Source organism: Ventosimonas gracilis (assembly GCF_001580025.1).
Taxonomy (GTDB): domain Bacteria; phylum Pseudomonadota; class Gammaproteobacteria; order Pseudomonadales; family Pseudomonadaceae; genus Ventosimonas; species Ventosimonas gracilis.
Genome location: NZ_LSZO01000066.1, coordinates 21,825 through 35,005, shown reverse-complemented (window position 1 = coordinate 35,005; position 13,181 = coordinate 21,825). Strand labels below are relative to the sequence as shown.

General features: G+C 56.4%; 13 protein-coding genes. 8 read left to right on the top strand and 5 right to left on the bottom strand.

Going from position 1 to position 13,181, the window contains the following annotated elements; translation table 11 throughout:
* The 7 genes from AXE65_RS13765 to AXE65_RS03710 form a co-directional block, all read left to right on the top strand.
* A partial coding sequence (locus AXE65_RS13765; protein WP_160330587.1) for a hypothetical protein occupies window positions 1-684 on the top strand: 684 nt, incomplete at its 5' end.
* A gap of 146 nt (window positions 685-830) precedes the next feature.
* Window positions 831-1,757 carry an ABC transporter ATP-binding protein gene (locus AXE65_RS03735; RefSeq protein WP_068388297.1) on the top strand — a complete coding sequence of 309 codons (927 nt, stop codon included), beginning with the start codon at window positions 831-833 and terminating at the stop codon, window positions 1,755-1,757.
* Window positions 1,754-2,485, top strand: coding sequence for an ABC transporter permease subunit (locus tag AXE65_RS03730; protein ID WP_068388294.1), 732 nt, complete (start codon window positions 1,754-1,756; stop codon window positions 2,483-2,485). The genes AXE65_RS03735 and AXE65_RS03730 overlap by 4 nt, the downstream gene beginning before the upstream one ends.
* A 2-nt stretch (window positions 2,486-2,487) precedes the next feature.
* Window positions 2,488-4,332: a GldG family protein gene (locus AXE65_RS03725; protein WP_068388291.1), complete on the top strand. Its 1,845-nt coding sequence runs from the start codon at window positions 2,488-2,490 to the stop codon at window positions 4,330-4,332.
* Window positions 4,333-4,368: 36 nt separating this feature from the next.
* Window positions 4,369-4,629: a type II toxin-antitoxin system RelB/DinJ family antitoxin gene (locus tag AXE65_RS03720; RefSeq protein WP_068388288.1), complete on the top strand. Its 261-nt coding sequence runs from the start codon at window positions 4,369-4,371 to the stop codon at window positions 4,627-4,629.
* Window positions 4,629-4,901, top strand: coding sequence for a type II toxin-antitoxin system YafQ family toxin (locus AXE65_RS03715; protein ID WP_068388285.1), 273 nt, complete (start codon window positions 4,629-4,631; stop codon window positions 4,899-4,901). The genes AXE65_RS03720 and AXE65_RS03715 overlap by 1 nt, the downstream gene beginning before the upstream one ends.
* A 24-nt stretch (window positions 4,902-4,925) precedes the next feature.
* Window positions 4,926-5,954, top strand: coding sequence for a DUF4340 domain-containing protein (locus tag AXE65_RS03710; RefSeq protein ID WP_068388282.1), 1,029 nt, complete (start codon window positions 4,926-4,928; stop codon window positions 5,952-5,954).
* A gap of 32 nt (window positions 5,955-5,986) precedes the next feature.
* On the opposite strand, the gene argH is transcribed toward AXE65_RS03710, so the two are convergent.
* Genes argH through zipA form a run of 4 tightly spaced genes read right to left on the bottom strand, consistent with a single transcriptional unit; the run spans window position 5,987 to window position 11,467 of the window.
* The gene (gene argH / locus AXE65_RS03705) at window positions 5,987-7,381 is read right to left on the bottom strand and encodes an argininosuccinate lyase (RefSeq protein WP_068388278.1); all 1,395 of its coding nucleotides are present in this window, start codon (window positions 7,379-7,381) and stop codon (window positions 5,987-5,989) included.
* A 56-nt stretch (window positions 7,382-7,437) separates the two neighbouring features.
* Window positions 7,438-8,334, bottom strand: coding sequence for a cysteine synthase CysM (gene cysM, locus AXE65_RS03700; RefSeq protein ID WP_068388275.1), 897 nt, complete (start codon window positions 8,332-8,334; stop codon window positions 7,438-7,440).
* A complete protein-coding gene (gene ligA / locus AXE65_RS03695; RefSeq protein WP_068388272.1) occupies window positions 8,324-10,690 on the bottom strand; it encodes an NAD-dependent DNA ligase LigA in 2,367 nt (788 codons plus the stop codon). Before ligA ends, cysM begins: the two co-directional genes overlap by 11 nt.
* A 15-nt stretch (window positions 10,691-10,705) precedes the next feature.
* The gene (gene zipA / locus AXE65_RS03690; RefSeq protein WP_068388269.1) at window positions 10,706-11,467 is read right to left on the bottom strand and encodes a cell division protein ZipA; all 762 of its coding nucleotides are present in this window, start codon (window positions 11,465-11,467) and stop codon (window positions 10,706-10,708) included.
* Window positions 11,468-11,761: 294 nt separating this feature from the next.
* Here zipA and AXE65_RS03685 point away from each other — a divergent pair, with 294 nt between their 5' ends.
* A complete protein-coding gene (locus AXE65_RS03685; RefSeq protein WP_068388266.1) occupies window positions 11,762-12,040 on the top strand; it encodes a GNAT family N-acetyltransferase in 279 nt (92 codons plus the stop codon).
* On the opposite strand, the gene AXE65_RS03680 is transcribed toward AXE65_RS03685, so the two are convergent.
* Complete coding sequence (locus AXE65_RS03680; RefSeq protein WP_068388303.1) at window positions 12,041-13,117, bottom strand: 3-deoxy-7-phosphoheptulonate synthase; 1,077 nt, start codon at window positions 13,115-13,117, stop codon at window positions 12,041-12,043. It abuts the gene before it with no gap.
* Between the last annotated feature and the right edge of the window lie 64 nt (window positions 13,118-13,181).

The window sequence follows — 13,181 nt, the reverse complement described above, 5'->3', positions numbered from 1 at the left end:
CCACCCGCCGTGCCGGTCAATATCAAGCACGGGCATGAACCCAACTGGCGCAATCCGTCCGACTGGAGTGGCGGGCTGCGCTGGGGCAGTCACTGGCTGGGCATAGACAGCACGGTCAACCTCTGGCACGGCTGGCAGGACGTGGACAGCTACTGGATACGCCTTAACTCAACCGGTTTAGAGGGAGAGCGCCGGGTACAGCGTCGAACCCTGATAGGCGGTAGCCTAGCCGCCCCAGTCGGGCAAGTCACGCTAAAAAGCGAGCTGGGCTACAGCCCCGATGCCACGCGCTACCGGCTCGATACAACGAAGTTTGCGCCAGGCAAAACCGAAGAAAAACAACTGCTGATCGGGCTTGATTATTTAACCGGCGACTGGTTTTTCAACGCGCAGTATTACAACCGCTGGTTAGGCGATGTGGATAACGCCATTGAACCCTCGCGCCGCCAGTTAGTCAGCCTCGGCAGCCGGCGGGCCATGCTGCAAGGGCAGCTTAACCTGACCGGCTTTGTAGTGCACGACCTGGAAAACCACGGGCAGTATCTGTCACTGGGTTTGAGCTACGACTTCGACGAACACTGGCAAATCCGTACCGGTATTGACAACTTCAGCGGCCACCAAGACAGCTTCGGCTGGTTCCGTGAGCAATCACGCTGGGTGAGTGCATTGCGTTATGCGTTTTAGATTGTCGTGCTCCCCCCAGCCCTGGATCTGGGGGAGAGAGCAAAAACAGAGCCTGATGCCGCTTGGCGCTTCTGCTTATCGCCTGGTTAATCAGGTATGATTGCGCCCCATTTTCGGCCTCTGTGGCGGGAGAAAGGCGCAAGCAGATGATTGAAATCAACCATTTAAGCAAGCATTTTGCTCAGCACAAGGTGGTGGACGACTTGTCGTTTTCCGTCCGCCCCGGTGAAGTGCTGGGGTTTCTTGGCCCCAATGGCGCGGGCAAATCCACCACCATGAAGATGCTCACCGGCTTTTTGCCGCCCTCATCAGGGAGCGTTCGCATTTTTGGCTTTGACATCCAAAACCAAACGCAAAAAGCGCAGCGGAAAATCGGCTATTTGCCAGAAGGTGCGCCCTGCTACGGCGATATGCGCGTCGGCAGTTTTCTTGACTTTATCGCTTCCATTCGCGGCTTTCGTGGCGCGGAAAAAAAGCGAAGAATTCGCCAGGCCGCCGCGCAACTGGAGCTTTTTGACGTACTTGGACAAAGCATCGAGACGCTATCCAAAGGCTTTAAACGCCGTGTCGGGCTGGCGCAAGCGATTTTGCACGACCCCAAGGTGCTGATTTTGGACGAGCCGACCGATGGGCTTGACCCCAATCAAAAGCATCAGGTACGCGCACTGATTCAAAGCCTGTCGCACGACAAAATCGTGATTATTTCCACCCATATCCTCGAAGAAGTCAGCGCCCTGTGCTCGCGGGCGCTGATTATCGCCAAAGGCCGTCTGCTTGCCGACGATACGCCAGAGGGGCTGCGTGCCCGCTCGCGCTACCATCAAGCGGTGACGCTGCGTGGTGCGCAGGCGGTAGACCAGGTCGCGCTGGAGGATTTACCCGGTGTTGCCACGGTTGAAGCCGATGATGCCAAGGGCAGCAACCTGTGCGTACTGGCGCAGCCCGGCATAAGCATCTTTGCTGCGGTGCATGGATTGCTGGCTCAGCGCGGCTGGCAGGTTCAGAGTCTGCATGTGGAACAAGGCCGTTTGGATGAAGTGTTTCGCAGCCTGACCAAGGGAGAGTTGCAATGAGTGCGCTGTGGTTTATCACTAAACGCGAGCTGGGAAGTTATTTTGCGACGCCTTTGGCCTATGTATTTATTGTGATTTTTTTAGTGCTGTCCGGCGTATTTACCTTTTATCTGGGCGATTTTTACGCGAGCAACCAGGCCGATTTAGCGCCGTTTTTTGCCTTTCACCCGTGGCTTTACCTGTTTTTGGTACCCGCCATTGCCATGCGCCTGTGGTCGGAAGAACGCAAATCCGGCACCATCGAACTGCTGCTAACGCTGCCGATTCGCAAATCCTCCGCCGTGCTCGGCAAGTTTTTGGCCGCTTGGCTGTTTTGTGCGCTGGCGCTTTTGCTGACCTTCCCGATGGTGCTGACCGTGAACTGGCTGGGCGAGCCGGATAACGGCGCGATTATCACCGCCTATCTGGGCAGCCTGCTGCTTGCCGGCAGCTACCTTGCCATTGGCCTTTGCCTGTCGGCGCTGTGCAAAAATCAGGTGATTGCTTTTATCCTCAGCATCAGCGTCTGCTTTTTATTTATCGCAAGCGGCTTTCCGATGGTGCTTGATGCGCTGTCTTTCGCGCCTTTATGGCTGCGTGATGCGATCGCCTCGCTTTCGTTTTTGACCCGTTTTGATGCCATCAGCAAAGGCGTCATCGATATCCGCGATCTGTTGTATTTCTTAAGTCTGATCACAGCTTGGCTGGTTGCCTGCACCGCCCTGATTGATTTGAAAAAGGCCGATTGAACATGAAAAAGCTGATTTATTCCTCGGCTGGCCTTGCCTTAATCGCCGCCGTTTTTCTTGCCTTTAACCTGTTTATCACGCTCGCGCTGCCGGATGTACGGCTCGATTTAACGCAGCAAAAGCTCTACAGCATAAGCCCCGGCACGCAGCAAATCCTTAAAAGCATTGACGAGCCGATCAACCTTTATTTCTTCTGGTCGGATAAAGCCAGCCGCGATATTGCCCCGCTGCGCCTGTACGCCCGCCGCGTTAAGGAGATGCTGCAAACTTACGAAAGTAAGGCTCTGGGCAAAATCCGCCTGCATATCATTGATCCTGCGCCTTTTTCCGAAGACGAAGACCGCGCCGCCAAGTTCGGCCTGCAAGGCTTGCCGCTGGGTGCGGGAGAGCAGATTTATTTTGGTCTGGCCGGCACCAGTGCGCTGGATGAAACCCAGGTGATCCCGTTCTTTGCACCCGACCAGGAAGCCTTTTTGGAATACGAACTGTCGCGCTTGGTGCAAAGCCTTGCACAGACACAAAAGCCGGTAGTGGGCGTGCTTTCCGGTCTGCCGATTGAAGGCGGCTTTGACCCCATGCGCCAAGCACCCACGGCGCCTTGGTATGTGATGGAGAACTTAAAGCAGTCGTTTCATATCGAAACCCTCGCCGCTGATACAAAGCAGATAGCGGACAACATCAGCGTGCTGCTGCTGGTGCATCCGAAAAACCTGTCGGAACCTACGCTCTACGCCATCGACCAATTCGTCTTAAAAGGCGGCAAGCTGCTCGCCTTTGTTGACCCGTACAGCGAAATGGAACGCGGCATGCCGATGATGGCAGCCCCTCAGGGTTCGGATTTGCCGTCGTTATTTAAGGCTTGGGGGCTTGCCATGCAGCCCGGCAAAATCATCGCCGATGCCAGCTACGCCATGACTTTAAGCATGAGCGCAGGTGGCACGGTGCGCCACGCCGGCTGGCTTAACCTGCCCGCCGAACGGCTTGATCGGGATGATGTGAGCCTGGCGGGCTTAAATAACATCACCGTCGCGAGCGCAGGCATCCTCTCGCCGCTAGAAGGCGCAACCACGCGCTTTACCCCGCTGCTGCAAAGCTCTACAGAGGCCATGCCGTTTGATGTGGCGCGCCTTGCGCTATTACAAGACCCGGAAGAAATCATTCGTGAGCTTAAACCGACCGGCGAGCAATACAGCCTCGCCGCGCGTATTGCAGGCCCTGCGCAAAGCGCTTTCCCGGACGGCATTGAAGGACAAAAAGACGGACTGAAACAGTCGGATAACATCAATCTGATCGTGGTCGCCGATACCGATATTTTGAGCGACCGCCTGTGGGTGCAAGTGCGCGAACTGTTCGGCCAGCGCCTCGCGCAGCCTTGGGCGGACAACGGCAGCTTCGCCGCCAACGCGCTGGATAACCTAAGCGGCTCCGATGCGCTGATTAGCGTGCGCTCGCGCGGGCGTGCAGCACGGCCGTTTACCCGCGTAGAAGCGCTGCAACGTGAAGCTGAAGCGGACTTTCGCGCCAAAGAGCAGGCGCTGCAACAACGTTTAAGCGAAACCGAACAACGCCTCGCCGAATTGCAGCAGCAACAAGACCCGAGCAAGGTTTTTGAACTGTCCGCCGAGCAAAAAACCGCCTTGCAGCAATTTATCGACCAACGCATTGAACTACGCAAGGATCTGCGCGAAGTGCGCTACCAACTCAACGCCAATATCGAAGCACTGGGTCGCTGGCTAAAACTCGCCAATATCCTGCTGATGCCGCTGTTAATCAGCCTGGCGGCACTGCTGTTTGTGCTGCGCTGCAGGCGTAAGGGGAAACACTGTGCGCTAAAGCCTGCCCATTGATAGAGTAAGGCAAAGCATTTAGAGGGGACATTTAAGATGAGCAGCAATGCCTTGGTTAGCGCCCGTATCAGCGAATCTTTAAAACAGGAAGCCGCCGCCGTGCTGGCGACAATGGGGCTGACGTTGTCTGACTTTATCCGCATTGGACTGATCAAGGTTGTGACGGAAAAAACGCTGCCGTTTGACCTTAATATCCCCAATGAACTGACCGTACAAACCTTAAATAAAAGCGAGCGTGGCGAAGAGTTGTATCAGGCCGAGAATGCACAAGATTTGTTTAAACAACTAGGTATCTGATGCGCACGCCCTATTATTGTGGCCAGTTCAAGCGGGATTTACGCACGGCGCAAAAGCGCGGCAAAGATATGGATAAACTGCGCGAACTGATGCAGCTGCTGATTGACGCCGCGCCGCTTGCCGCCCGCTGGAAAGACCACCCATTAAAAGGGCGCTGGAGCCATTTCCGCGAAGCGCATATTGAGCCGGATTGGCTTCTTATCTACAAAATTGACGGCGTAACGGTGCGCTTTGAACGCAACGGGCGACATGCCGACCTGTTCGACCAGTAACGGCGCGTAATCAAGAGGAAAACGATGAAAGGCAAAACGCTGGCGATTAGCGCCGCATTGATGGTGTTGCTAACCGGTGGCTGGCTGGGGCTGCAAAAAACGCCCGCGGTCTCCGATACGGCAGGAAAGCTGCTGCTGCCTGCCCTGCAAGGGCGCACGGAGAGGATCACGCAGATTGAAGTCATGCGCCCCAATGAGCCGCTGCTAAAACTCGCCAAAAAGGGCGATCACTGGCAGCTTCCCCTGCCCGAACAGGCGGATAAGGCTTATCCGGCCGCTGTCAGCACGGTCGGCAGTCTGCTAAGAGCGCTGGTTGAGGCAAAAACCGTGGAAGCGAAAACCCGGCGAGCCGAGCAGCACGCAAGGCTTAATCTGGCTGAGCAGGGCGAGGGAGGGGCAACGCGCATTCGCCTTGAGTTTAAGGGAGCGCCCGCGCTGGAACTGCTGGTCGGCAAAGCCGCGCAGCAGGGCGATGGGCAGTTGGTGCGTTTGGCTTCGGATAATCAGGTCTGGTTGATTGACCAAGGCATCCCCTTGCCGCAGGATACTTTTTTAGGCTGGATTAACCGGCGTATTAGCAGCATTCCAGCCGATGAGATTAAGGCCATTGAGCTTTCCTTTACCGAGGAGCAAGACGGCTATAAAAGCTTGCAGCTTTCACGCGATAAAGCCGATGAGCCGTTTAAAGTCAAACCAGCAGGCGATACCGCAATGCCTGCTGTGCAAGATGCGAGCGCCCGCCTTTCGCGTTTGTTTGCGGCGCTTAATCTCAGCGAAGTGAAAACAAAATTGCCCGAAGACAGCACGGCGCTGCTGGATTTTTCCATTAGCGGCTTTGAACAAGAGCGCTTGACCGGCAAGTTGTTTCAGCAAAAATCGGCACAAGAAGGGCCAAGCGGCGCGTATTGGCTGAGCTTTACAGACGAAAGCAACGCCCCCGCCGCCTGGCTGCCGGCGGGTCGCCATTGGGTTTGGCGGATTGAAGATTTTGCCGGGCAAACACTGTTTGAGGCGCTGCCTAAAGCACTGACGGCAAAGGCTGAATCTGAGTAGCGGCGCTTCTCCCATTGATGGGAGAGAAACACTCAGCCATCCGCCAGTCGTTGCCTCCCGCGTATTACGGCGGCGCGTACTTGGGCAGGGGCGGTGCCGCCTAAGTGGTCGCGCGCGGCGACTGAGCCTTCCAGCGTCAATACGGCAAACACATCCGCCTCAATGGCCGCGCTAAAGCCTTGCAATGCTTCTAAGGGTAATTCGGCTAAATCCTTGTTTTGTGCGGCGGCATATTGCACCGCTGCGCCGACAATTTCATGGCTGTCACGGAAGGCCAAGCCCTTGCGCACCAAGTAATCGGCTAAATCCGTTGCGGTGGAAAAGCCGCGCCGCGCCGCTTCGAGCATGTTTTCGCGCAGCGGGCGAATATTGGTGAGCATATCGGCAAAGGCGCGCAGGCAATCATGCAAGGTGTCTGCGGCGTCAAACAGTGGCTCTTTATCTTCTTGATTGTCCTTGTTGTAAGCGAGCGGCTGGCCTTTCATCAGGGTTAAAAGGCTCATTAAATCGCCAAATACGCGCCCCGATTTGCCACGAACCAGTTCCGGCACATCCGGGTTTTTTTTCTGCGGCATGATGGATGATCCGGTGCAGAAGCGATCCGGCAGTTCGATAAATTGAAACTGCGCCGAAGTCCACAGCACTAATTCTTCGGAAAAACGCGAAAGGTGCAGTAAACAGAGCGAGGCCGCTGCGCAAAACTCAATGGCAAAGTCGCGGTCGGCCACCGCATCTAAGGAGTTGGCGCAAATCGCCTCAAAGCCCAGCAGGCGGCAGGTGATTTCACGGTCAATCGGGTAACTGGTACCGGCCAACGCGGCGCTGCCGAGCGGCATGCGGTTCACTCGACGACGGCAATCGAGCAGGCGCTCGCGGTCGCGGCAGAGCATCTCAAACCAGGCTAAAAGATGATGGCCGAAGGTGACCGGTTGTGCGGTCTGCAAATGGGTAAAGCCGGGCATGATGCAATCGGCGTGCGCTTCGGCCTGATTTAACAGCCCCTGTTGCAGACGGGTTAATGTCTTAAGGATTTGGTCGATCTCATCACGCAGCCACAGGCGAATGTCGGTGGCGACCTGGTCATTGCGGCTGCGTCCGGTGTGCAGCTTTTTACCCGCCTCGCCGATCAGCGCGGTTAAGCGCTTTTCGATATTCATATGCACATCCTCATCCTGGATGCGCCAGATAAACTCACCGCGTTCGATTTCTCCGGCAATGCGGTTAAGGCCGTTATGGATGGCCTCGCACTCGTCTTTGGTGAGTACGCCAATCTCTGCCAACATGCTCGCGTGCGCTATCGAGCCTTGGATGTCATGCCGCCACAGGCGCTGGTCAAAACCCACTGAAGCGGTAAAGCGCTCGACAAAAGCATCGACCGCTTCATTAAATCGCCCGCCGCGCGACGGGCTGTGTTGTTCACCGGACATAAAAGGCTCTAAATCTGTGCTAAAGGGGACGAAATCATAACTCTTCGGCAAGCGGGTTAACCTGCATAAATCCCGCTCGATAAATAGCGGTCGCCGCGATCGCAAATGATGGCGACGATCACGGCGTTTTCGACTTCTTGCGATAAACGCAGCGCGGCGGCGACGGCGCCGCCTGAGGAGACACCGCAGAAAATCCCTTCCTCGCGTGCCAGACGGCGCATGCAGGTTTCGGCTTCGTCTTGCGCCATATCGATAATGCGGTCAACGCGCGTTTCATCATAGATTTTCGGCAGATATTCGCGCGGCCAGCGGCGGATGCCGGGGATGGACGCGCCTTCCATCGGCTGTAAACCGACAATCTGGATTGCCGGATTTTGCTCTTTAAAGTAGCGCGAGCAGCCCATGATGGTGCCGGTGGTGCCCATTGAGCTGACAAAATGGGTAAGCGTGCCGCCGGTTTGTTGCCAGATTTCCGGCGCGGTGCCTTGGTAGTGGGCATCGGGGTTATCGGGATTGGCGAATTGGTCGAGCACTTTGCCGCGCCCGCCGCGGCGCAGGCTTTCGGCCAGATCGCGGGCGCCTTCCATGCCGTCTTCACGCGAGACCAGCACCAGCTCGGCGCCGTAGGCGGTCATGGCCGCTTTGCGTTCGGCGGTCATGTTATCCGGCATGACTAAAATCATCCGATAACCTTTGATGGCCGCCGCCATCGCAAGGGCAATGCCGGTATTGCCGGAGGTGGCCTCAATCAGCGTATCGCCCGGGGCAATTTCTCCTCGTTGTTCGGCGCGGCTAATCATGGAAAGCGCCGGACGGTCTTTGACCGAACCGGCCGGATTATTGCCTTCGAGTTTGAGCAGAATGCGGTTGCTGCTGTCCCCCGGCAAACGCTGCAAGCGCACCAGTGGGGTGTTGCCGACAAATTCCCCGATGGTGGGGAAATCAGGCGGCATGCGGATTCTCCAGCAGAGCCAGCAAGGCCGCCTCATCAATCACTTTAATGCCCAGCTCACGGGCTTTGCCGAGCTTGGATCCCGCCGCACTGCCTGCGACCACACAGTCGGTTTGCTTGGAGACCGAGCTTGAGACTTTTGCGCCCAAGCTTTCCAGTTTTTCCTTGCACTCGCTGCGGCTCATGGTCTCTAGCGTGCCGGTTAATACCCAGGTTTGTCCGGCCAGTGGTGCCTCTTTTTTGCTGCTCATGGGTTGTTCCTCGCTGTCCCAGTGCATGGAAAAATCGCGCAGTTGTTGCTCAATGGCGCGGACGCGCTCGCAGTGCTCACTGTCTTGAAAGTAGTCATACAGCGCGGCGCGTGCTTTTTCGTTCAGTCCCTGGACTTGAACCAGTTGCAAGCGGTCTTGCGCGAGATGGATTAACGCTTCAAAGCTTTCGACTTGCTCGGCCAGTTTGCGTGCGCCGGTGCTGGCAATAGCGGGGATTTGCAGCGAGGCGATCATGTCGGCAAAGGCGATGCGCTGCGGCGTTATTGGCTGCGGCTGCGGCTTGATACCGTGGGCAAGCAGCTTATCGATCACTTCACGGTTATGGCTATCGGCAAAAAAGTGGCTGATTTGTGCGGCGCTTTCTGCGCCAATATCCGGCAGTTGCTGAATGATTTCAGCACGCGCAGCTTGTACAGCCTCAAGCGTGCCAAAGGCCTCACTGAGGCGTTTGGAGTTGGTTTTGCCCGCTTCGGCAATGCCAAGGGCGTAGATAAAACGCGCAAGAGGCGGCTGCTTGCTGGCTTCGATGGCGGCAAGCAGATTGCGCGCCGATTGCTGCGCAAAGCCAGGCAGATCGCAGAGTTGTTCGTGTTTAAGCGCGTAGAGGTCGGCTGGCGAGGCGATGAGCTGATGTTCGAGCAACAGTTCGACAATTTTCTCGCCCAGGCCGTCAATATCCATAGCGCTGCGGGATGCAAAATGCAAAATCGCCTGCTTGCGCTGCGTGGCGCACGATAATCGTCCGATACAGTGCCAGGCGACACTTTCATTGACCGTCTCGCGTCCACTTTTACTGCGGCGGATAAGCTGGCGGCGTTCCACCGCCGAGCCGCAGACCGGGCATTGTGTGGGCATCTCAATCTTGCGCGCATCGGCAGGTCTGCGTTCAATGACGACCGACATAATTTGCGGGATCACATCGCCTGCGCGGTGAACAACGACGGTATCGCCAATCATCAGCCCCAGGCGTGCGACTTCATCCATATTGTGCAAACTGGCGTTGGATACGGTCACGCCGCCGACCTGTACCGGCGCAAGCCGTGCCACCGGCGTTAATGCACCGCTGCGCCCGACTTGAAAATCCACATCGATGAGCTGGGTCATCTCTTCACTGGCCGGGAATTTATGGGCAGTGGCAAAACGCGGCTCGCGCGCACGAAAGCCCAGCGCTTGCTGAGCTTTAAGGTCGTCTACCTTAAACACCACGCCGTCAATTTCGTAAGCCAATTGGTCGCGCTTTGCCAGCAGGCTTTGGTAATAGCCAAGGCACTGCGCTGCGCCTTGCATCTTTGCCCGCTCGCGGCTGACCGGCAGTCCAAAGCCTTGCAGAGCATTTAACAGTTCTGTGTGAGTTGAGGCGAACGCATGCGAATGCTCGCCGATACCGTAGGCGCAAAATTCCAGTGGCCTTTGCGCGGTAATCCGTGCATCGAGCTGGCGCAGACTGCCGGCGGCGGCGTTGCGCGGGTTGGCGAAGGTTTTGCCGCCCGTCTCGATTTGGCGGGCGTTGAGCGCGGCAAATCCGCCCCGCGACATATAGACCTCGCCGCGCACCTCAAGGCGCTCGGGGAAACCGCTACCTTGCAGCTTTAACGGGATATTGCGCACGGTGCGCACGTTGGCGCTGATGTCTTCGCCGCTGCTGCCGTCGCCACGGGTTGCGCCGCGCACCAGCAGGCCGTTTTCGTACAATAGGCTCACGGCAAGGCCGTCGAACTTAGGCTCGGCGCTGTAGCAAACGTCGTTTTCTTCGAGCAGACCGGTGCCTTGCAAGCCTTCACGGACGCGGCGGTCGAATTCGTAAAATGCTTCCTCGCTAAATACGTTGCCTAACGAGAGCATCGGCACGCTGTGCTGCACTGGCGCAAAGCCCGCAAGCGGTGCTGCGCCAACGCGCTGGGTGGGCGATTCGGCAGTAATCAGCTCAGGGTGCGCCGCTTCCAGCGCTTTTAATTCATTAAATAAGCGGTCGTACTCGGCATCCGGTACGGACGGAGTATCCAGCACGTGATAGGCGTAATTAAGGCGCTCAAGCTCTGTGCGCAGTTCGGCAATGCGCCCTTCAGGCAGCCGGGGTTCGGTCATCGCAGGCTCCTGGTTTTAACGGTTAAGCAGTTTTTTGCGTTCAAATTCGCCGATGCGCTGGCGGTAATGTTCGATGGTCTGCGCGGTGAGTACGCTGTGCTGGTCGTCTTTGACTTCGCCGCCCAGCTCGCTTTCGAGCTTGCGAACCGCAGCGAGCATCTCACTAAAGGCGGCCTTGGGATTGTGCGGCCCTGGTAGCAGCAGATAAAAGGCGACGGCGCGAATATAGCAAAGATCCATTTCGGCCAAATCAAAGGTGCCGGGCTTGACCGCGTTGGCCATGGAAAACAACACCTCGCCATGTCCGGCCTTGCTTTCGTGACGGTGGAAGATTTCCCGCTCACCAAAGCGCAGTCCGCTTTCCAAAACGCACTGCAATAGCTCCGGGCCGAAAAAGCCTTTGCCATCCTTGGCGAGCACGTGGATAACCAGCACATCGTCAAAGGTTTTAGCCTCGTTGGGGGCAGACTGGGCGGGAGGTGGGGGTTCTTCGGTCTTTGGCGCAGGATGCCGCAAGGCGCTGCGGTGATGCTCAGGGTCACTGGCGTGCACTGAAGGCAGCAGCAGGTCTTGGTCGTCATTTAGCGGCTGCGCCTTGTTACTGGATACGCGGGCTTCTGGCGGCGGGTCGTTTTCATCGGAAAACCTAAATGGCTTATCCAAATCAAAGTTTATGCGGTCACTTCGACTGCGCATGCGTCGCCAGCCGTCGAACAGGATAAAGGCGAGCAGCACTCCCCCCAAGACCATCAGCCATTCACGCAGTCCGATTTGCATAACCCCTACCTTAAGATGATGATGGGCACTTCAATATGACCCGTAAAAAATGGCGCTAAAACTACCACGATAGCGCCATGATTGGCAGTGCTTGTTATGCTGTCTTTTGTAACTGTGATGGGGAGAGTGTGCAAAACGGTTACATACCAGCGTTTGAGTCTGCTGGGTATTTGCGGTATTTTGCCGCAGTTATCCAGTAAGTCTTATGGATAAGGTTTACCACGCCTTTGTACTACTTTCAAAGTAGCGCAGGCCTGCAATAAGACCTTGCAGCGTAACTTAAGGGGACTTGCGATGAGCGAAGGGGTATCTATTTTTCATGACCAACAGGCGCACCGCTTTGAGGCAGTGATAGACGGTGCGCAGGCTTATTTGGCTTATCTGGAATTGGGGCAGCAGACCTTGGATATTTACCGCGTATTTGTCCCCGGAAACTTACGCAAACGCGGTATTGCCGCCGCGCTGACCGAACAGGCGCTGGCTTGGGCCGAGCAGATGCAGTACCAAGTCATTCCTTCTTGCTCTTATGTCGAGCGCTATATGCAGCGCTCGCAGCCGCTAGAAGACAGCTGATTAGCTACGCTGCCGCTTTGGCAGCACCTTTTGCAGTTTGCTGTGCATGCTGCGCAGGCTGTTTTCGGTGCTATTCCAGTCGATGCAGGCATCGGTAATCGAAACACCGTATTTAAGCTGCGATAAATCCTGCGGTATCGATTGATTACCCCAGCCTAAGTGGCTTTCTACCATGAGCGCAACAATCGATTCATTGCCTTCGACTATCTGATTGGCGACGTTATCCATCACCAAAGGTTGCAGCGCCGGATCTTTGTTGGAGTTGGCATGACTGCAATCGATCATGATATTGGGCTTGATACCGGCGCGGCGCAGCTCTTGCTCGCAGACGGCAACGCTGACCGAGTCGTAATTGGGCTTGCCATTGCCACCGCGCAGCACCACATGGCCGTAAGGGTTGCCCTTGGTGGTGACGATGGATACGCCGCCTTGCTGGTTAATCCCCAAAAAACGGTGCGGGCTTTGTACCGATTGCAGCGCGTTAATAGCAACGGTCAAGCTGCCGTCTGTGCCGTTTTTAAAGCCGACCGCAGAGGATAAGCCAGAGGCCATTTCGCGGTGGGTTTGTGATTCGGTGGTACGCGCACCAATGGCCGACCAACTGATTAAATCCTGCAAATACTGCGGTGAAATCGGGTCAAGCGCTTCGCTCGCCGTGGGCAGTCCCATTTCTGCCAAATCGAGCAGCAAGCGGCGGGCAATGCGCAGACCGTCTTCAATCTTGAACGAATCATCCAGATACGGGTCGTTAATCAGCCCCTTCCAACCCACGGTGGTGCGCGGTTTTTCAAAGTACACGCGCATCACCAGATAGAGCGTGTCCTTGACCTCTTCTGCCAGCACTTTAAGGCGCTTCGCGTATTCGTGCGCCGCCTTTAAATCATGAATGGAGCACGGGCCAATCACCACAAACAGGCGCGGGTCTGTGCCGTCCAAAATCGCGCGGATCACATCACGACCATGCGCTACGGTTTGTCTGGCCGCTTCGCTCAATGGAAGCTCGCGCTTGAGCAGGGCAGGGGGTATCAGGGTTTCGTTGCAAGCCACGTTAAGGTCATCAATCGGTAAATCAGTCATGGGCGGGGCAATCACAAAATAAGGTTTAAGGCGCACCTTATAGCCTGTTCGCCCAGAGCGAGGC

Bases quoted from the DNA above. Each gene is read 5' to 3' on its own strand.
- AXE65_RS03735 (WP_068388297.1), top strand. From the start codon at position 831: ATGATTGAAATCAACCATTTAAGCAAGCATTTTGCTCAGCACAAGGTG.
- AXE65_RS03730 (WP_068388294.1), top strand. From the start codon at position 1,754: ATGAGTGCGCTGTGGTTTATCACTAAACGCGAGCTGGGAAGTTATTTT.
- AXE65_RS03725 (WP_068388291.1), top strand. From the start codon at position 2,488: ATGAAAAAGCTGATTTATTCCTCGGCTGGCCTTGCCTTAATCGCCGCC.
- AXE65_RS03720 (WP_068388288.1), top strand. From the start codon at position 4,369: ATGAGCAGCAATGCCTTGGTTAGCGCCCGTATCAGCGAATCTTTAAAA.
- AXE65_RS03715 (WP_068388285.1), top strand. From the start codon at position 4,629: ATGCGCACGCCCTATTATTGTGGCCAGTTCAAGCGGGATTTACGCACG.
- AXE65_RS03710 (WP_068388282.1), top strand. From the start codon at position 4,926: ATGAAAGGCAAAACGCTGGCGATTAGCGCCGCATTGATGGTGTTGCTA.
- argH (WP_068388278.1), bottom strand. From the start codon at position 7,381: ATGTCCGGTGAACAACACAGCCCGTCGCGCGGCGGGCGATTTAATGAA.
- cysM (WP_068388275.1), bottom strand. From the start codon at position 8,334: ATGCCGCCTGATTTCCCCACCATCGGGGAATTTGTCGGCAACACCCCA.
- ligA (WP_068388272.1), bottom strand. From the start codon at position 10,690: ATGACCGAACCCCGGCTGCCTGAAGGGCGCATTGCCGAACTGCGCACA.
- zipA (WP_068388269.1), bottom strand. From the start codon at position 11,467: ATGCAAATCGGACTGCGTGAATGGCTGATGGTCTTGGGGGGAGTGCTG.
- AXE65_RS03685 (WP_068388266.1), top strand. From the start codon at position 11,762: ATGAGCGAAGGGGTATCTATTTTTCATGACCAACAGGCGCACCGCTTT.
- AXE65_RS03680 (WP_068388303.1), bottom strand. From the start codon at position 13,117: ATGACTGATTTACCGATTGATGACCTTAACGTGGCTTGCAACGAAACC.